The sequence below is a fragment of the Listeria weihenstephanensis genome (genome assembly GCF_003534205.1).
Classification (GTDB): domain Bacteria; phylum Bacillota; class Bacilli; order Lactobacillales; family Listeriaceae; genus Listeria_A; species Listeria_A weihenstephanensis.
In genome coordinates this window covers 3129872-3148870 of the sequence record NZ_CP011102.1, presented here as the reverse complement: position 1 = coordinate 3148870, position 18999 = coordinate 3129872, and the positions used below count along the sequence as shown (strand labels likewise).

Below are 18999 nucleotides of genomic sequence, written 5' to 3'. Positions count from 1 at the left end.
ATTCACGATGCCGTTTTTTTCGTCCAGCGAAAACCGTTTTCGAAAATGTTGTAACCGCTTGCACGAGCGCGCCTATATCCTTATAATGAACCTAACAAATACGTAAGACAGAGTCATTTTCAAAAATTATCAAGGGCGCTAAAATAAAATTGGAAAAATGGGAATATTTAGTCGTTTCTCTATTTTAACCAAACAAAAAGGAGAGTTTAAGGATGAAAAAAATCGTATCAATCAGTTGTATCGTAGCGGTCTTAATGCTTCTAGCGAGTTGCGGCAGCGGAGACGCTTCGAGTTCAGAAGTGGAATTTTACACCGATAAAGGCGGAGAAAACGTTGGTATTATGAATTCGATGTCGGACAAAATTAAGGATGATGGCGGTGTTGGTTTCAAAACAGTAGGATACACAGAAGTGACGGCGTATGAAACAACGGTACAGCAATCACTTGATAGCGACAAAGCGCCAGGCCTGTTCACATGGTGGAGCGGCGATAAATTGAAAAAATTAGTAGATAATGATTTAGTCGTGGATTTGACGAAGGAATGGAAAGACTATTATGAAAAAGAAGGCGTGAATCCAAGCCTCGCGGATGCCTTCACCATCGATGGCAAAGTATACGCAGCGCCATTTAGCGTCCTATATAACGGTATTTTGTACAACAAGCATATATTCGATAAGTATAATTTAGAAGTGCCAGAAACATGGGACGATTTCATCAAAGTATGCGACACCTTAAAAGCGAATAAAATAGATCCAATCGGTTTGAAAAATGATCCTTGGGCCAGTTTCCTATGGTTCCAAACGCTAATCGCGAGCTACGATCCTGACTTGTATGTCGGACTAACGAATGGCGATATTAAATATACCGATCCTGAAATGAAAAAAGTGATGAAAATCTGGCAAAAGATGATTAAAAAAGGCTATTTTGGCGAACCGGTAGATCCAGCGTCACAGATCAAAATGTTCTCCTCAGATAAAAGCGCAATGGTTTACGAACCGACTGTGACCTCTGCTACGCTGAAAAAAGACTACAACATGGAACCAGGAAAAGATTTTGACGTATTTGTTCCTCCTTCCATGACAGCGAACGCCAAAAAAGTTATTTTCTTCGAGGCATCGCCAATCGTTGTTTCCAAGGAGAGTAAACAAAGCGGAGATGCGAAAAAAGTATTGCAGAGCTTCTACAAGAAAGATGTCCAACAGATTTTTGTGGATGAGGCTGGAATAATAAATACAGATAATACAAAATCAGACGATCCAGTCAATGGTAGCTTTGTTAAAGAAGCGGCTGATGCGAATAAATATCAGTTGCTGGTGCGTTATTACGAAGCAACACCGAGTGAGGTCGTAACCGTTGCTACCGATGAATTATGGAAGTTTTTCTACAATCCGACAGATGCGATGCTGGATGACACGTTAAATACAATCCAAAAAGCTGCAGATGGTGCATTCAAATAATGTGGGAGGCAAGGGGGAGCGGGCAATTATAACGCCGCTCACCTCTTGTTTTTAAAAGAAAGGTGTGTCATATATGAGTCTACAAGCCAAAGTGAGCATGAAAAGAGCCAATGGATGGAGAAATTATTTGTATATTGCACCAGCAGTACTTTTTGTTTTCTGCTTTTGCATTTTGTCCATTATTTTCACATTATTTATTAGTTTTACGGATTGGACTGGTTTAGGCAGGTTTAAATTTGTTGGGTTTAGCAATTATGTCGCGGTTTTCCAAGATAAAAACTTCTTGCTATCTTGTATTAATACGCTGGTTTGGGTGGCTGCAGGGCTCATTATTCCAGTCGTGTTCCCGTTACTTTTTGCGATTGCGATTACGAAAAGCTCTTTTTCAACGCTATTCAAAAATATATTTTACTTCCCGAACGCGGTTTCAGGTGTTATTGTAGGGTTGATTATGACGAGTTTGCTGTCCATGTATGGCTTGCCGCAACTACTCGGGATGCTGGGATTTGAAAATTTGGATAAAAACTGGCTCAACATTCCTTACGTTAATACTGGCGTCATGATTGGGGCTAGTGTTTGGCAGGGCATCGGCATGAATATGTTACTTTTTATCATTGGTTTGGTGAATATGCCAACAGAACCAATCGAGGCGGCAAAAATGGAAGGGGCGTCCGGAATCGGTTTATATACGAAAATAATTTTACCGTTATTAAAACCGACGATCATTGTTGTTGTACTTATGTCCTTGGTAAACAGTTTCAAGACATTTGATAGCATTTGGATCATGACTGGCGGGGGGCCTTATCGAACTTCGGAAACGCTTGCCGTGACGATGTACAAAGAAACATTTTCGAATAACCATCTAGGAATGGGCTCGGCAATCGCTGTGATGCTATCCGTGATTATACTCTTTATTTCTATTTTTTACTTACGAAAAACATTCACTAGGGAAGGGAGTCATTAATTATGATGCAAACAAAGCACGCGGGAGTCGGGAAGTGGACGGTAAATATCATACTTATTATTCTTGCGGTCATCTGGATTTTCCCGTTCCTATACGTTATTGTCAATGCCGTGAAAAGTTCTGCGGAATATAGCACGGGAAACTTCTGGGACTTGCCAAAATCATTTTCTATTTCGGAAAACTGGCAGTACTTAACGCAACAAGTTCAGCTGGGTTCGGGTTTTATTAATAGCATACTTTACGGCGCGCTAGGCGGTGGACTCGGTATTATTATGGCAGCACTGGCAGCTTACGCGATTGAAACGCTCAAAATTAAGCACGGTTTGCTGTGGTTTTTCATCATTTATAGCGGGACTATTTTTCCGTTTCAAGTGTATCTGATTCCGATTTTTAAAGCGTATAACAAAGTGGGGCTTTACGACACGCGAGTCGGCATGATCTTGATTTATGCGGCGCTGATTATCCCGTTTAGTGTGTTTGTATTGCGAAACTTCTTGATGGGTGTGTCTAAAGAAATGCTGGAAAGCGCTCGAATAGACGGGGCATCGGATTTCTATATCTTCCGGAAAATCTACATGCCAATGGCCCGTGCACCACTCGCAGCGGTGTTTTTATTCCAATTCACGTGGATTTGGAGTGACTTGCTATTCGGGATGACGTTGACGAAATCAGAATCGGCGCGACCAGTAATGGCAGCGGTATCACTACTCGGCGGCGCAACAATACAGAAAGTCCCACCGATTTTGCTCGCGGCTATCATCGTTTCGATTCCTACCATTATTTTATTCGTCCTGTCACATAGAAACTTGGAAAAAGGATTTATCGTTACTACAAAATAAGGAGTGTTTTAGAAATGGCTTTATCGAAAAAATGGAAATTGTACGTGTTGCATCATTCGCATACCGATATTGGTTACACCGAGCGCCAAGAGAAATTAAAGCGGTATCATGTTGATTTTATTCAGCAAGCGATTGATATTTTAACGGATATTGAAAATGGTAAACGTCCGGAATGGGAAGGTTTTCGCTGGGTATGTGAAAATTATTGGCAGGTGGAAAACTTCCTTGCAAATAGTAGTGAAGAGAACATTGCTTGCTTTGAACGCTACGTACAGGCGGGTCTTATCGATATTTCGCTCAATTATTTAAACATGACGGAATTAGTGGATAATGATGTGCTGAATCATAAATTGGCGCAAGGCAGGAGTTACGCGGATGGGTTAGCGGTACCACTTGATTCCGCGATGACTGCTGATATTAACGGTTATTCGTGGGGTTATGCCGACGCACTGGCCAACAACGGGATTGAGAATTTATTCAGCTGTATTCACACGCATCACGGGATGTTTCCGCTCGGAAAAAAGCATCACGGTTTTTGGTGGGAAGGTCCAAGTGGCGAACGCGTTTTAACATGGGTGTCGGATCATTATCATATGGGAAACGAGTTATGCTTAGTGCCGGAGCATGGGATTACGTATTTGTTGGAGGATCGCTTTAACGAGAAGGCGGCGGTCGCTGATTTTGCGATTGCGGAAGAACGGATTTTCCAATATATCGAGAAGCTGGATCAAGACGCGGAATATGACTATAATTTTGTGCCAATTATGGTTTCGGGGATGAGCACGGATAACGGCGCGCCGAATGGTCGGATTTTGGAGCGGCTGAAGGCTTGGAACGACAAACACGGCGAGCAAATTGAAATCGAGATGATCACGCTGAATCACTTTTTCGAAATTTTGCGGAAGGAAATGAATGAGTTACCGGTGTATCGCGGTGATTGGAATGACTGGTGGGCGGATGGTGTTGGCTCGACGCCTGCGGTTGTGAAGCATTACAAAGATGCGCAGCGGAAATATCATATTGGCAAGCAGTTGGCGCCTGAATCGGTTGTGGCGGACAAGGCGTATCTTGATGCAGTGGAGTACGAGTTGGCGCTATACGCGGAGCATACGTGGGGCTATTCCTCATCCGTGACCGAGCCATGGGAAACGCTCGTCAATGATTTAGATTTCAGAAAGTCGGCTTATGCGATACGTGCCAATCAGTTGGCGTCGCTGAAACTAGATGAAATTTTAGCGGCAAAAGGGGAAGTCACGATTCGACCTGACCGCGAAAAACTGTTTAAAGTCATCAATCCGCAAGCAACGACGCGTACGGATAGCGTTCGCCTGTACATCGAGCATTGGGAAGACGTAGAAGGGGCAAGCGTGGACATTTTACTGCAAAATATCGAAGTGGTGGATGAAGCGACTGGAAACGTGTTGCCATCACAAGTTAGGGAAATCGCGCGGGCAAAAGAAGTGGAGGTTGTCATAGAACTGGCAGCTTTGGAGGAACGGATTTTGCGGATTCGGCTTAAAAAAGAACTGCAAAAAGAGCAGTATCGCTATTTAGCGGTGGATAAAGTGAAGGATATTATGTACGATGGTTGGCAAGATGGTCTGCGTGTAAATGCGCATCAAGTGGAAACGAAATATTATTCGATGGCTTTTGACGAAACGCAGGGAATTGTTTCGCTGGTTGATAAGCAGGATGGGCGTTCGTTGCTTCGAGATAACATGGAGCACGCGCCGTTTGTAGGCATTTATGAGCGTACCACGACGGAGCCAGATGCGTGGGAAGTTCGTCATACAATGGGACGTAACCGCAAAAAAGTAAACACGAATCGCCACATATCGACTTTACGAAATATCCGAGTAGGTGAAATCGGTGATGTGAGCGCGACCGTCGTGTTTACCTATGATTTGGAAGGCACGCAAATGTATGAAATCCACATGAAGGTTTATCGTGATACGCCGAAAATCGACGTTACGCTTCGCTTGCACAAAGATAGCATTTGGGATCCTGAAAATCTGTATATTTCGTTCCCATTCACGGCGGGCGGAGCGGAGGACCTTTACTTTGATAAAACAGGTTGCTTGGTACGGCCGGGAATCGATCAACTTCCAGGCACGAATCAAGAATTTTATTTAGTTCAAGAAGGCGCGGCTTATGTTGGTGAAGAGAAGTCGGTGATCCTGGCATTGAAAGACACGCCACTGCTCGTTTTGGGCGATTTGAAGCACCATCTTATTGAACTATCTGGACAAGGAAGCACACCGAAAAACAAAGAACCGCTTTATGTTTGGGCGATGAATAATTTCTGGGAAACGAATTTTAAAGTGGATTTGGCTGGGTTTTATGAGTTCCGGTATACATTGGCGACATTGCAAACAAATGAGGCTGCTGTTGCGATTGATGCTTGTAAATCTTATAATCAAGGCTTTTTATCGATGTATGTGTAAGGGGTGTATGACTGAATGTATCGAATTGGGATAGATATTGGGGCGACGAATATGCGGGTGGCTTTGTTTGATCGGGACAATCGGTTGGTGGCGCGTGAGCAAGTCAAAACGGAAGCTGCGTTAGGACCCGCGCAAGCATTGGAAAAGTTAGTGAATATGATTGGCGTAGTTGATCAAGGGCGCTTGGCGATAGGAGTTGGGATTGGCGCGCCGGGACCACTAGATACAAGCAGTGGCACTGTTTTGGATGCACCGAATTTGCCTGGATGGTACGGATTTCGGGTTCGAGATGAGCTTTCCAGTCGTGTCAATATGCCAGTTATCTTGATGAACGATGCCAAAGTAGCGGCTCTTGCTGAGGCCAAAATGGGCGCGGGTGCAGGGTACGAGAGTGTGCAGTATATCACCGTTAGCACTGGTGTTGGAGGTGGCTTCGTCTGTGATGGGGAGCTGTTTTCTGGGAGCCATGGACATGCTTCGGAAATCGGGAATATGATTGTTGGGAACAGTACGCTTGAGGATATGTGCAGTGGCAGCGCTTTGCTTCGAGCGAGTAAACGTTTGTTCGGTGAAGATAAGACAGCTGCTGATTTATTCGCGCAATATGAAGCGAATCATGAAGGAGCACGCCAAGTAATCGACGACTGGCTACATCATTTCGCTGGCGCCCTAACATCGATTATCCAAGTCATCGATCCAGAAGTTTTCGTTCTCGGTGGCGCGGTAATTTTGAATAATCCGTGGTTAGTAGAAAAGTTGCACCCGATTGTGACGCGACAGGTGTACGATACAATGAAGGAAACCGTTCAATTAAAGGTGGCTAGTTTAGGAGATGACGCGGGGCTTTACGGGGCTGCGATGCTTGTTAAATGAAGGGAATGGTGACATTTTGGATAAAGAAGTTTTGAAAAATACGAGCCTTGATAAGGAATTGATGGGCGATGATACGTATTTACGATTACGGCGAATTACGGATGAAATTTTAACAGAGGCGATGCGTGACAATGCGGAACTTGCGACCTTGATCGATAATGCGGTAGATCAAGTGTTGGAGCGCGCTAATCTTTCTGATAAGCTAAAACGGATGTTCCGAAAATGCATGCTAAATACGATTACGACAACACTGGTGCAAAAAAAGGACGACTCGGCATTTCTGTTTACGGGCGATATTCCAGCGATGTGGTTACGCGATTCGGGTGGGCAGTTACGCGTGTTTTTGAATCTGGATGATCCGAGCGGGAAGTTGTACGACGTGATTGGGGCGGTAATTCGGCAACAGTTTCGCTATATTCTTCTCGATCCGTACACGAACGCATTTAATTTTGCGGGAAATGGGAACTGTTGGAGCGCGATTGATAAGAGTGAACGCCAAAATCCGTGGAGTTGGGAACGTAAATATGAGCTTGATTCGCTTTGTTTTCCTGTGGAACTTGCGTATTTTTACTGGAAGCAGACGGGGCGGGTGGATTTATTTGATGGCGATTTCTTAGCCGCGGTTAAGGAGTTAATACGTGTGTTTCGTGTGGAGCAGCATCATGAGGAGCAGTCGGAGTACTTCTTTATTCGCGATAATGGGATTGAGCAGGATAGTTTGCCGAACGACGGACGCGGAATAAAAGTCGGCTATACCGGGATGATTTGGTCAGCTTTTCGTCCTAGTGATGATGCGTGTGAATACGGATATCTGTTGCCTGCGAACATGTTTGCCGTTGTGATTCTTGGATATTTAGAGGAAATCATGACCGCGTTTTATCCAGAAGAAACGGACTTACTCGGCACGATAACAGACGTGAAAAAAGAAGTACAAGCGGGAATCGTTGAATTTGGCATTGTCGAACATCCGAAATACGGAAAAATTTATGCATATGAAGTGGACGGTTTGGGTAATAGCAATATCATGGACGATACTGGCGTTCCGAGTCTGCTATCGTTGCCATATATTAAGTATTGCGATACGGATGATGCGATTTATCAAAATACGCGCCGATTTTCATTATCAAAGGATAACCGGTATTATTTTGAAGGGACCGCCGCGAAAGGATTGGGAAGCCCGCACACGCCACCAGAATACGTTTGGCATATGGGACTGGCGATTCAAGGTCTAACTTCGACGGATGAGGAAGAATGTCAAGAGTTGCTGCGGTTATTTGAAACGACGGATGCAGGGACAGACCTGACACATGAAGGATTTTTAGCCGACGATCCGACGATATACACGCGCGAATGGTTTTCATGGTCGAACTCGATATTTTGCGAATTTGTGTTAAAAGAAATTGGGAAGTTGAAGCTATAATTTGTTTTCAATACGACGAAATATCTCTGTGATTATTTTTCGAGTAATTATGGAGATTTTCGTTGTATAATGGGCATATATGAGGAAAAGAGGTTTTAGCCATGAAATCAGGAATTGTACAATTGCAAGCGCTAGCAAAACAGTCGATGGGGTCATATCAAGACATTGCCAAATATATCGTGACCAATGCAGAAACGGTAAAAACGATGCATATTACACAATTGGCGAATGAATGTTTCACGAGTCCGGCGACGATTGTACGGATGTGCAAGAAACTGGGCTACAAAGGGTACACTGATTTTAAGCAAGACTTAGTACTGAACTTACATAAATGGTTTTTCGAAAAGCAGGAAGTGTATAATCGCGGGTATATTTATCCGAATAAGGCAGCGATTGAAATTGGCGAAGTGATTACGAACTTGACGATAAACGGGATGATCAAAAGTGTGCAGTTTTTGGATTCGGAGTTGGTGACAGATTTAGCGAAAATACTATACGAGGCGAAGCGGATTGATTTCTACGGTTGCGGGGTTTCGAATTTGGTAGCGCAAGATTTCTCTTACCGGTTTATGCGTTCGGGGAAGAGTACGAGCGCTTTTGCGGACTCGCATATTCAGATTTCGCAAGCGCAGCAATCGGATGCGGGCTGCGTGGCTGTTGGGATTTCGTATAGCGGGGAGACAAAAGAGGTGATCGCGTCGCTCGAAATCGCACAACAACTGGGCGCGTACACGATTTCGTTCACATCGGAGGAGGACAATAGCTTGGCGCAGGTGGCTGCTTGTAATATAACGGTAGCGCAGATCGAGCATCCAGAAGGGTTTGTCGCCGCGGCGTCACGGATTGAGATGTTGCACGTGATGGATATTATTTATTCGGTTTATGCGAGCACGTATGATGAAACGATCGCAGCGAAAATATCGCGGACACGGCCTTATTTTAAGAAAAAGAGTGATGATGCGGATGAGGAATGAAAGTATCGGTGATTTTTATTCACAACTCGCTATCCGCCCAAAATTCGGTTATACTATGAGGTAACGAAGTTCAAAAAGGAGAACCACATGAATACAAATGAAGTGATGCGGCAACTCGAATCTCTCGGTTCTGAGCAAACGAAAAAGACCCTCTGTAAACATGGTGCGAACGAGCCGATTTTTGGTGTTAAAATTGGGGATATGAAGAAATTCTTAGTCAAGAAAATAAAGGATTCAGATGTTTCTCGTGAGCTTTTCGCAACTGGGAATTATGATGCGCAGTATTTAGCTGGCTTAACGATCAATCCGAAAGCGATCACGAAAGAAGAGCTGCTTAATTGGGCGGAAACTGCGAATTGTTCGGCCATAAATGAAGCTATCGTAGCGAGCCTTGCAGCGGAAACGCCATATGCGATCGAACTCGCAAAAATTTGGATGGCGTCTGGCGAAGAACGAATTGAGGACACTGGATGGAGCTGTTACGCTAATTATTTATCCCTTGCGCCGAATGAGGAAATTAACGAAACTGAGGTGCTGGAGCTTTTAGAACAGGTTGAAAAGAATATTCATGCTGCCAAAAATAGTGTTAAATATACGATGAATCAATTTGTCATCTGCGTTGGAACTTACTATCCACCTCTTCTTGAAAAAGCGATTTCCGTTGCAGAAAATATCGGCCAAGTTCACGTAGATATGGGTGATACTTCGTGTAAGGTCCCGCTAGCAACGGGTTACATCGAAAAAGTGATTGAAAAAGATCGCGTCGGGAAGAAACGCAAACGCGCGATTTGTTAGATATGAGTTTGTGAACATGACGTCATTTTAAAAGCTCAGTAAATCGATTGCTATGCGGTTGTTTTACGGGGCTTTTTTGCGCTTTCTTTTCGGACGGCGTAAATGGTTTTCGCTATTGGCTAAAAGTATTGTGGAAAGCGCTTTAAATTCTTATACTGGAAGCATGAAGAGAAGGAGGCGTTGACATTGGGGAACAACCACACAACATATAATCACTGTCCAACAACGAAGGTGAAAGGTGATTTTGAAACATGGACGGGATTTCAAACGATATTTTCGGAGCTTTCAAGTGCGATAGCTGGGCGAGCGGATGAGAAAATGGTATTGGTAATCGAGACTTATCCGGGAGTGCGGATGGAGGTTTTGCGTCGGGATTTGGAGGCGTATTTTAAAGAAGCGACGATATTATGCGCTGATGATTTTGCGATGACTGGTCAGGAAATTCAGGAGAAATTCGCGATGCTAATTACGGAAGATCGCGTTTTTGGACGGATGGCGGCGATTAAGATCGAGGATTATTACGCGAAATCGCAGTTGGAGTTGTTACGGCAAAAAGTGGCGCTGGCTGACGGTTTGACGATTGTTTTCGGAACTGGCGCGAGCTTGGCGGGGGATGCTGATATGACGGTTTACGTGGACGTTGCGCGTTGGGAGATTCAGAAGCGGATGCGTTCTGGTGAAATTGGAAATTGGAATGATACGAATTTGGATGAGGATATTTTGCGGAAATATAAGCGTGGATTTTTCTTGGATTGGCGGGCTGCTGATCGGTTGAAGGTGGATTTGTTCGGGGAAATTGACTATTATGTTGACGAAAATGTTTTGGAGAATCCTAAAATGGTGCGCTGGTCGGATTATTGTTCTGGGCTTGAGCAGATGTTGCGGGGACCGTTTCGCCTCGTTCCGTATTTTGATCCAGGTGTATGGGGCGGGCAGTGGATGAAGGAGAATTTAGGCTTGGATTCGAGTGTGGAAAATTTTGCGTGGGCGTTTGATGGGGTTGCGGAGGAGAATAGTTTGTATTTGCAATTTGGCAATACGAGGATTGAGACGCCGGCGATGAATGCTGTTTTGAAATATCCGAGGGAGCTACTGGGCGAGTTGGTGTTTAGCCGATTTGGAGCCGAGTTGCCGATTCGGTTTGACTTTTTGGATACGGTGGGTGGGCAGAATTTGAGCTTGCAGGTGCACCCGGATAAGGAATACATTAAGAAACAATTCGGCATGGATTACACGCAGGAGGAGAGTTATTATTTGCTCGATGCGAAGGAGGATGCGGTCGTTTACTTGGGTGTGAAGGATGGCGTGGAGTCGGAGGAGCTGATCGCGGCGCTTGAGGAGGCGCAGACAGGTGCGGCGGAACTTGATGCGACGCGGTATGTCAATACGTTTCCAGCGAAAAAACACGATCATTTCTTAATACCATCAGGCACGGTGCATTGTTCGGGCGCGGATTCGATGATTCTTGAGATAAGCCTGTGCGCGTATATTTTCACGTTCAAGTTGTGGGATTGGGGACGCTTGGGGCTAGATGGCAAACCGAGGCCGGTGCATATTGAGCATGGAGAAAAAGTGATAAATTGGGATCGTTCGGAGGATTGGGTCGCGGAGAATCTGGTGAATCATTTCGAGACGCTGGTTGAGACGGAGACGCATAAAAAAGAGAAGACCGGGCTGTATAAGACGGAGCAAATTCGGACAGAGCGGGATTGGTTTACTGATTTCGTGGATTATGATAATACAGAAAAAACGGTGAATATGTTGAATTTGGTGGAGGGGGATAAGGTCGTTGTAGAGAGCGTGGACGGGGCGTTTGAAGCGTTTGAAGTGAATTATGTGGAGACGTTTGTGATTCCCGCGCAGGTGGAGCGATTTAGGATTAGGAATGTTGGGGAAAGCGCGCGGGTTGGGGTTTTGCGGGCGAGGGTTATGTGAATAGGAGGGCGCAATCAGGGGTTTGCTTGTTGCGTCTGATTTTATATTCGTGAACACCTTGGACTAAATGGTTATACGAGATATAATTAAGTTATAGTGATGACTACTGGTACGATAATGCTTTGTTTGTTTGCCAAGACATTTTGGAAGAGTTTTCAGATGAAGATAGGGTGAATTTAACAGCTATGATTCCAAATGAGACGAATAGATGGAAAAAGCGATTAGTCGAATGCTTAGGTGGTACAGATACCTCATATGAATTAAGAATAATATTAGATATTATCGATACGCCAGATGATGATGTATTCGTTGCGTGTATCGATTCTCTGAGGGGATTCGATTGGGATGGGATGGATAGTTCTATCATGGAATCGTTGAAGAAGAAAATAGACAAGCTTTTAGTTGGCGCATCATTACCAGTAAAGAATGTATTAGAGAATTTTCTTGAGAAAGATTGAGTAGAAAATTGAAATATTAGAAAAATATAGCAGAGGTTTATAGTTATGGCAGTCTATGTGTTGATGATAAAAGAACTGGAAAATGATGTGATGGTTAGTTATAAATTTGGACCTAATGAGCAACAATTAGGAATAATAGAATTTAATAAAAAAGCTAGGAAATTTAAAGTAGTGGAAGAAGTGAATGAGCCTCATGTATCTAATGAGGCATATGAGCATTGGGCTATAGAAAGAATTGTTAGAGTCGTGGCACGAGAAGGTAGTGTTTTTCCAGCGAGGATGGTTGTGGAAAAGTGAGGATATAACTAACCAGATTAGAAACTAGTTGAAATTTTTACGTATTTGAACACGCTTTAATGTAAAATGCGGCGAGTCGTAACTAACAAATTACACAGCCTCACTATTCACAATTCCTAAAACCAAGGCCATCAGCGCTTTCAAGACGTTTTTGGTCTGTATTTTTATATAGTATCTTTATATACTTTGATTTTATAATATTTTGACTATTTGTGTGTGGTCGTTTACACTTACAAGTGATACTAAATAAGAGGGATGAAGGTGAAGAAACCAATGTTCAAAGGCAAGAGCAATCGCTACTACTGGATAACCGCAAATGGCACACTCAAAAACAAATAGGCAGATGTGAGATAAACTTGACGATAAAAGCGGAATTACTGCTTGTTATAGCACCGCTGATTTACATTTCATTTTTGATTAGTTGGATAAGAAACAAAGCACCTATCGAGAAAATTGTCTTCAAAAGCTTCCTGTTTTTCCAATCGAGCTTGAGCCGGAGCTTCGGGAGACTATGTTTAAGAATACGCGGTGGATTAATGTGATTCCGTTTGCGACGATTAGCGAAATATATGTGTACCGGAATTTCGATAACTACGGCACATTTTTTCAAGTCGTTGCGAATATCATTATGTTTATTCCTCTCGGATGTTTGTATGCGCAATGCTCGAAATATCACGTGACGTGGAAGCGGATGTTGATGACGGCGTTTATTTTTACACTTTCGATCGAGATGGCGCAGCTGATTCAGAATCTTTTATACCAAGCTATTCCGCATTCTATCGACGTGGATGACCTCATTTTTAACACGGCGGGCGGCATGATTGGATTTGCGATATTTTACGTCTGTAAGCCTCTTTTTCGTAAATGGAATATATATGAATTTTAGGGCGGTGGAAAATGCTGAAAAAGATATTATTGATTATTGGAATTCTGCTAGTCGGACTCTTCGCCTATATTGGAGTTGTATGGGTGAAGGACGTCTGGCCGGTTAATGACACCTCGCTAAAAGATGAGCAGATTGGTAAATTAGCTATTGGAATGGATGAATCTCAAATTAAGCATTATTATCCTGGGTTTGAGATTGTGAGCGAGGACGACGTAACTTTATATTACTTTGATGATGAGACTGGTTTTATTGTAAGGGCAGATGCTAAAACGAACAAAATTGTCTGCATGGAGCTCAGGGAGAAAATCGATGGGCAGAAGTTTACGACAGGAAAGGGAATTGGCCTTGGTAGCAGTCTGGCGGATATTAAACGGGAATACGGGACTGATTACAGGAAGAAAAATACGGAGATGTATGGTGATGTTATTGAATTTCAGGATTCGAAAACTAATCAGAAAATCGGTTTTGGAATCAACGCAACAAATGATAGTGTAACGGTTGTTGTATTGTATAATTATGATGTATACAAATTTCCGTATTAGGTATCACAACCAATATACATATGCATATAGATATGTTATAATAGACGTGGAAAAAGATATTCATATGTTACCCAAAGCGAAGCCCCCATCTCGGGTAAGGAGATGGGGGCTTCTTTTTTGGTTAGCAAACCGTCTACTATTCTTTTTCTTGCGTCGAGTCTCTAACCAGTGATTGAAGATTGCAAGGATGCAACCAACAATGACCGGCGCAAGAATGGTAGAAAAGATATTCACATGTTTCCCTCCTTCCCTAGATGCTGTTTTCGTCTAGAGGTAGACGGCTACTCAAGTGTAGCATGTTATGAGGTCTATATTTTTTAACTTGAACACAACTTTCTTTTGCTCAAAATAAAAAATGGGGTGTCCGATTTACCTGGACACTCCATTTGCTCATTTATAATCTTTCCCCATCCGATAATGCCCGCCGATTTTCGGAATCACGAACTCTTCTCCAATCGAATAGAAGCCCATTTTTTCATAAAATCCAGTCGCAATTACGCGTGCGTTACACCAAAGTAAATCGGCGTCACGTCGCACGAGCTCTTCCTCCGCAAACACAATCACAGCTTTACCAAGTCCTTGCAGCCGTGCCTTTGAATCACTCGCCATGCCGCGTAATCGATACTGTTTTTCACCTTCAAAATGATCATCCGACTCTTCATAAAAACTCCCGATTGCGACCAGCCGTCCTTCGTCATCAAACACCCCAACATGAAACGTCGTCTCATCCTCGTCTCCTGGATAGACCAACGCCTCCACTGGATGATCTGGAATCAGCACGCGGTGGCGCAAATCGTGTGTTTCGCTAGCTTCTATAAACCGTGTTTCCATCTATACCATTCCCTCTCTCAAAAGCAAGTTACTTGGAATGATTGTACCCAATTTCGCACGATTTAGCAACGATTATTGTGAGATTTTCGCGAATTCTGCATCGCGCAATGCCACGCGGCGAACTTTTCCAGAATCAGTTTTCGGCAAACTCTCTACAAACTCAATGCGTCGTGGATATTTATACGGTGCGGTGTGTTCTTTCGTGAAGTTCTGCAACTCTTTCACAAGCGTCGAATCTCCAACAAAACCGTCTTTCAAAACGATGAACGCTTTCACAACCGTACCGCGAATCTCGTCAGGGCTTGCCACAACAGCGACTTCTTTCACGCTCGGATGGTTCGTCAACGCGTCTTCCACCTCAAACGGTCCAATTGTATATCCAGAACTAATAATAATATCGTCATTGCGGCCTTGGAACCAGTAGTAATCGTCCTCATCACGGTACGCGCGGTCGCCGGACACGAAATAATCGCCGCGAATCGCTTTTTCAAGACGCTCAGGCTCTTTGTAATATTCTTGGAACAGCGCTGGGAAATCTTTGCGCATCGCGATATCGCCAATTTCGCCGACACCAACAGGCTGGCCATTTTCATCAATAATCGCCATGTACTCCGGCATAATCGGCTTGCCCATCGAGCCCGGACGAATCGGAAACTCCACAAGCGTCCCAATCAGAAGCGTACTCTCGGTCTGGCCATAACCATCGCGAACCTTAATGTCAAAATTGTCTTGGAAAACTGTGATAACTTCGCGGTTCAGCGGCTCACCAGCAGAAACAGCGCTGCGCAAATGACTCAAATCATACGAATCCAAGTGGTCCGCCTTCGCCATCAAACGGTATTCCGTCGGCGTACAGCAAAGCACATTAATTTGCTTATCTTGCAAAAGTTCCAACTGTTTCGCGGGACGGAAACGCCCATTATAAATGAAACCCGTCGCGCCTTTGCCTAAAACAGACAAGAACGGCGACCAAACCCACTTTTGCCAGCCAGGTCCAGCCGTTGCCCAAACCGTGTCGCTCTCGCGAATATCCAACCAGTGGTCCGCGGCGATCCGAATGTGTGCGTAACCCCAACCATGCACATGCACCACACCCTTCGGATTCCCCGTCGTGCCTGACGTAAAGGCCAGCAAACAAGGATCATCTTTGCGCGTCGCTACCTTCTCAAATTCGGCGTCAGCGTCCTCAATCAACCGCTCATAACCCAGCCAACCATCACGCGCGCCGTCCGCCCCAACAACAATCCGCGTCACGATACTAGGCGCGTCCACGATCTTATCAAACTCCGCCGTACAACTCACGTCCGCAATCACAGCTTTCACGCCCGCATGATGAATCCGATATTCCAAATCATGCGCCTTTAAAAGCTCCGAGGCAGGAATAATAATCGCGCCCGTCAGCCAAATCCCCATATAAACCGCGTACGTCTCCAACAACCGCGGCATCATCACAATCACATGATCGCCCTTCCCGATACCAGCATCCTTCATCACAGTCGCAAACCGGTTCGCCTGCTCTAACAAATGATGATAAGACCATTCCTTCACATCCCCAGCCTCATTCTGCCAAATCAGCGCCGTTTTCTCCGAGTCAAATTGTGCAATTTCATCCGTAATATTATAAAATTCAGGTGCAATTAAATTTTCAGATTTCACTTTGGAACATCTCCTTGGGTTTATTTTTGGTGTTTCTCCTTGAGGCATCATTTTTATTGTTACCAGGTACTAATACATGGTACTATAACCTCCTAACCAAAGCAAATAAAAGGCACAAACCGCATACCTATGCTAAAATAAAGAAGATATCGAAAGGGGAAACATCCATGCAAAAAGAAATCTATATGCGCGAGGCCTTACTCGAAGCCGAAAAAGCACGCGAAAAAGGGGAAGTCCCGATTGGCGCGGTTGTAGTGCTTAACGATGAAATCATCGGACGCGCGCACAATCTCCGCGAAACGACAAAAAACGCGATCACGCACGCCGAGATCCTAGCGATCCAAGACGCCTGCAAAAACCAAGACGCTTGGCGACTCGAAGGTGCGGAACTCTACGTCACGCTTGAACCTTGCCCGATGTGCAGCGGCGCGATTCTACTATCCCGCATAGACACGGTTTACTACGGAGCACCTGATCCCAAAGCCGGAACAGCTGGAACGCTCATGAACCTACTTCAAGATTCGCGCTTCAATCATCAATGCGAAGTAGAAGCTGGACTCTTAGCTGATGAATGCGGTGCCATCCTAACCGACTTTTTCCGCAATTTACGAGCGCAAAAAAAATTACAAAAGAAGCCGTAATACCTATTTTAATTCAATTTATCCCCATTATGCGCTAATATGTGAAAAAATGCGCAATGCACTGATACGTCTAAACTCGCCTGCCCGACTCACTTTATGACTCCATGTTTTCCCTTATGAAATTAGAACCAAAAGAACTAAACAAATTTAGGTCAAAATGAGATAGAATAAAGATTAGGTAGAACTTATTCTAATCTGTCAAAGATGCGAAGGAAACCCGTTAGCCTCGACAAAATTTGTTAGAGGGCGCAGTGAAAACCTTCTTTTGGTTTTTGCGGAGGCCACGAAAATTTCGAGAGGGCGGTTTCTGTAGCTCGCTTCACGCGTTTATTTATGTGAGAAATTAGACACAGTCTGAGAAGTAACTATTTTTCAGTGGAATCAGGGGATTTCCGTACGTGTTTTTTCTTATATCATGATTTGTGAATTTTAACACAAGGTATCAGAACGGTATTCGCAGTTTTTCACAATCGATAAATGTGTATAGTAAAAAGTCGGCAAATTATTATAATGCTAACAAGCTGGGTTAAATGCCCAATAAACACAAAAGGAGGAAAAAAGGTGGATAAACTTTTCTTAGCTAGACTTCAATTCGGATCAACAACCGTTTTCCATTTCTTATTTGTACCACTTTCTATTGGACTTGTATTTATGGTTGCTCTTATGGAAACGTTGTATGTTGTGAAGAAAAAAGAAATCTACAAAAAAATGTCGAAGTTTTGGGGACATTTGTTCTTAATTAACTTCGCGGTAGGGGTAGTAACAGGGATAATTCAGGAATTCCAATTCGGGATGAACTGGTCGGACTATTCGAGATTCGTAGGGGACGTATTTGGGGCACCGCTTGCAATTGAAGCGCTACTTGCCTTCTTTATGGAATCAACATTTATCGGACTTTGGATCTTCGGCTGGGATCGCTTGAACAAGAAATTACATTTAATGTGTATTTGGCTGGTTGCACTTGGAACAGTTTTCTCCGCGTTCTGGATTTTAGCGGCGAACTCATTCATGCAACATCCAGTAGGATTCCAAGAAATCAATGGACGTGCGGAAATGAACGATTTCTGGGCGCTTATTACGAATGGACAGTTACTTGTGGAATTCCCACACGTTATCTTTGGTGCGTTCGCGACGGGTGCGTTCTTTGTAGCCGGGGTCAGCGCGTACAAATTACTTAAAAAGCAAGATGTGGACTTTTTCCGAAAATCGTTCCAAATCGCGCTCGTACTCGTTATTATCGGTGGTTTTGGTACGGCCTTCAGTGGTCACCAACAAGCGCAATATCTTGTTAAAACGCAACCGATGAAAATGGCGGCGACGGAAGGTATATGGGATGATACGGCCGATCCGGCACCGTGGACGATGATCGCTGGGATTGATGTTGACAACAAGAAGAACACGTGGGAAGTTAATATTCCGTATGCGCTGAGCTTCTTATCCTACTCGACGTTCTCTGGTAGCGTTCAAGGTATGAATTCGCTACAGGCCGAGTATCAAGAGAAGTATAAAGATCGTTTCGGGGCGGATATGAACTATATTCCACCAGTTAAAACATCATTCTGGAGCTTCCGTATTATGGTGCTCTCCGGTATGTTAATGATTATGTTCGGCTTGTGGGGAGCTTTCCTTGCATGGCGCAAAAAATTAACAACTTCAAAATTATATTTACGTTTAATGATTCCAATGATTGCTTTCCCGTTCATCGCCAATTCAATGGGTTGGATTATGACGGAAGTAGGGCGTCAACCGTGGGTAGTATTTGGCTACATGTCAACGGCTGATGGGGTCTCACCGAACGTCTCGGCAGGCTCGATATTATTCTCGCTCATTGCGTTTTCAGCGATCTATCTGGCGCTTGCAATTGTGCTAGTCTGGCTGTTTATTCGCGAAATCAAAGCAGGGCCATTTGCACACGATCATGACGATAAAAAAGGTAAGAAAACGCCTGCGTCTGTCGATCCATTTGATTTGAAGGGGGCGAAATAAG

General features: G+C 44.0%; 18 protein-coding genes. 15 read left to right on the top strand and 3 right to left on the bottom strand.

The window, feature by feature from the left end; all coding sequences use genetic code 11:
- Positions 1–212: 212 nt before the first annotated feature.
- The 13 genes from UE46_RS15125 (at position 213) to UE46_RS15065 (ending at position 13884) form a co-directional block, all read left to right on the top strand.
- Entirely contained in the window at positions 213–1457 is a 1245-nt protein-coding gene (locus UE46_RS15125; RefSeq protein WP_036060727.1) for an ABC transporter substrate-binding protein, read from the top strand.
- Between the two features lie 97 nt (positions 1458–1554).
- Positions 1555–2421 carry a carbohydrate ABC transporter permease gene (locus UE46_RS15120; protein ID WP_036060762.1) on the top strand — a complete coding sequence of 289 codons (867 nt, stop codon included), beginning with the start codon at positions 1555–1557 and terminating at the stop codon, positions 2419–2421.
- A 2-nt stretch (positions 2422–2423) separates the two neighbouring features.
- Complete coding sequence (locus UE46_RS15115; RefSeq protein ID WP_036060726.1) at positions 2424–3260, top strand: carbohydrate ABC transporter permease; 837 nt, start codon at positions 2424–2426, stop codon at positions 3258–3260.
- Positions 3261–3274: 14 nt separating this feature from the next.
- Positions 3275–5704: a glycoside hydrolase family 38 N-terminal domain-containing protein gene (locus UE46_RS15110; RefSeq protein ID WP_036060724.1), complete on the top strand. Its 2430-nt coding sequence runs from the start codon at positions 3275–3277 to the stop codon at positions 5702–5704.
- Positions 5705–5719: 15 nt separating this feature from the next.
- Positions 5720–6577, top strand: coding sequence for an ROK family protein (locus UE46_RS15105; RefSeq protein WP_036060723.1), 858 nt, complete (start codon positions 5720–5722; stop codon positions 6575–6577).
- Positions 6567–7997 (top strand): glycoside hydrolase family 125 protein, encoded by a 1431-nt coding sequence (locus UE46_RS15100; RefSeq protein ID WP_036060721.1) that lies wholly within the window; start codon positions 6567–6569, stop codon positions 7995–7997. The genes UE46_RS15105 and UE46_RS15100 overlap by 11 nt, the downstream gene beginning before the upstream one ends.
- A 101-nt stretch (positions 7998–8098) precedes the next feature.
- Entirely contained in the window at positions 8099–8971 is an 873-nt protein-coding gene (locus tag UE46_RS15095; RefSeq protein ID WP_036060719.1) for a MurR/RpiR family transcriptional regulator, read from the top strand.
- A gap of 87 nt (positions 8972–9058) precedes the next feature.
- Complete coding sequence (locus UE46_RS15090) at positions 9059–9766, top strand: DNA alkylation repair protein (protein ID WP_036060717.1); 708 nt, start codon at positions 9059–9061, stop codon at positions 9764–9766.
- A 186-nt stretch (positions 9767–9952) separates the two neighbouring features.
- Positions 9953–11701: a class I mannose-6-phosphate isomerase gene (locus UE46_RS15085; protein ID WP_118907743.1), complete on the top strand. Its 1749-nt coding sequence runs from the start codon at positions 9953–9955 to the stop codon at positions 11699–11701.
- Between the two features lie 170 nt (positions 11702–11871).
- Positions 11872–12159: a hypothetical protein gene (locus UE46_RS15080; protein WP_149024156.1), complete on the top strand. Its 288-nt coding sequence runs from the start codon at positions 11872–11874 to the stop codon at positions 12157–12159.
- Positions 12160–12222: 63 nt separating this feature from the next.
- Positions 12223–12456 carry a hypothetical protein gene (locus UE46_RS15075; protein ID WP_143812894.1) on the top strand — a complete coding sequence of 78 codons (234 nt, stop codon included), beginning with the start codon at positions 12223–12225 and terminating at the stop codon, positions 12454–12456.
- A gap of 511 nt (positions 12457–12967) precedes the next feature.
- A complete protein-coding gene (locus UE46_RS15070) occupies positions 12968–13342 on the top strand; it encodes a VanZ family protein (RefSeq protein ID WP_051492906.1) in 375 nt (124 codons plus the stop codon).
- 11 nt (positions 13343–13353) lie between these two features.
- Positions 13354–13884 (top strand): hypothetical protein, encoded by a 531-nt coding sequence (locus UE46_RS15065; protein WP_036060713.1) that lies wholly within the window; start codon positions 13354–13356, stop codon positions 13882–13884.
- A 60-nt stretch (positions 13885–13944) separates the two neighbouring features.
- On the opposite strand, the gene UE46_RS16490 is transcribed toward UE46_RS15065, so the two are convergent.
- From UE46_RS16490 to UE46_RS15050, 3 genes are all read right to left on the bottom strand, one after another.
- Complete coding sequence (locus UE46_RS16490; protein ID WP_118907742.1) at positions 13945–14118, bottom strand: type I toxin-antitoxin system Fst family toxin; 174 nt, start codon at positions 14116–14118, stop codon at positions 13945–13947.
- A gap of 156 nt (positions 14119–14274) precedes the next feature.
- A complete protein-coding gene (locus tag UE46_RS15055; RefSeq protein WP_036060712.1) occupies positions 14275–14715 on the bottom strand; it encodes a GNAT family N-acetyltransferase in 441 nt (146 codons plus the stop codon).
- Positions 14716–14787: 72 nt separating this feature from the next.
- The gene (locus tag UE46_RS15050; RefSeq protein ID WP_036060711.1) at positions 14788–16371 is read right to left on the bottom strand and encodes an acyl-CoA synthetase; all 1584 of its coding nucleotides are present in this window, start codon (positions 16369–16371) and stop codon (positions 14788–14790) included.
- A gap of 167 nt (positions 16372–16538) precedes the next feature.
- Here UE46_RS15050 and tadA point away from each other — a divergent pair, with 167 nt between their 5' ends.
- Positions 16539–17012, top strand: coding sequence for a tRNA adenosine(34) deaminase TadA (gene tadA, locus UE46_RS15045; protein WP_036060710.1), 474 nt, complete (start codon positions 16539–16541; stop codon positions 17010–17012).
- A gap of 561 nt (positions 17013–17573) precedes the next feature.
- Complete coding sequence (locus UE46_RS15040; protein ID WP_118907741.1) at positions 17574–18998, top strand: cytochrome ubiquinol oxidase subunit I; 1425 nt, start codon at positions 17574–17576, stop codon at positions 18996–18998.
- Position 18999 lies beyond the last annotated feature (1 nt).

Excerpts from the sequence above, each read along its gene's own strand:
- UE46_RS15105 (WP_036060723.1), top strand. The coding sequence starts at position 5,720 with ATGTATCGAATTGGGATAGATATTGGGGCGACGAATATGCGGGTGGCT.
- UE46_RS15120 (WP_036060762.1), top strand. The coding sequence starts at position 1,555 with ATGAAAAGAGCCAATGGATGGAGAAATTATTTGTATATTGCACCAGCA.
- UE46_RS15065 (WP_036060713.1), top strand. The coding sequence starts at position 13,354 with ATGCTGAAAAAGATATTATTGATTATTGGAATTCTGCTAGTCGGACTC.
- UE46_RS15115 (WP_036060726.1), top strand. The coding sequence starts at position 2,424 with ATGATGCAAACAAAGCACGCGGGAGTCGGGAAGTGGACGGTAAATATC.
- tadA (WP_036060710.1), top strand. The coding sequence starts at position 16,539 with ATGCAAAAAGAAATCTATATGCGCGAGGCCTTACTCGAAGCCGAAAAA.
- UE46_RS15070 (WP_051492906.1), top strand. The coding sequence starts at position 12,968 with ATGTTTAAGAATACGCGGTGGATTAATGTGATTCCGTTTGCGACGATT.
- UE46_RS15125 (WP_036060727.1), top strand. The coding sequence starts at position 213 with ATGAAAAAAATCGTATCAATCAGTTGTATCGTAGCGGTCTTAATGCTT.
- UE46_RS15110 (WP_036060724.1), top strand. The coding sequence starts at position 3,275 with ATGGCTTTATCGAAAAAATGGAAATTGTACGTGTTGCATCATTCGCAT.
- UE46_RS15090 (WP_036060717.1), top strand. The coding sequence starts at position 9,059 with ATGAATACAAATGAAGTGATGCGGCAACTCGAATCTCTCGGTTCTGAG.
- UE46_RS15075 (WP_143812894.1), top strand. The coding sequence starts at position 12,223 with ATGATAAAAGAACTGGAAAATGATGTGATGGTTAGTTATAAATTTGGA.
- UE46_RS15055 (WP_036060712.1), bottom strand. The coding sequence starts at position 14,715 with ATGGAAACACGGTTTATAGAAGCTAGCGAAACACACGATTTGCGCCAC.
- UE46_RS15095 (WP_036060719.1), top strand. The coding sequence starts at position 8,099 with ATGAAATCAGGAATTGTACAATTGCAAGCGCTAGCAAAACAGTCGATG.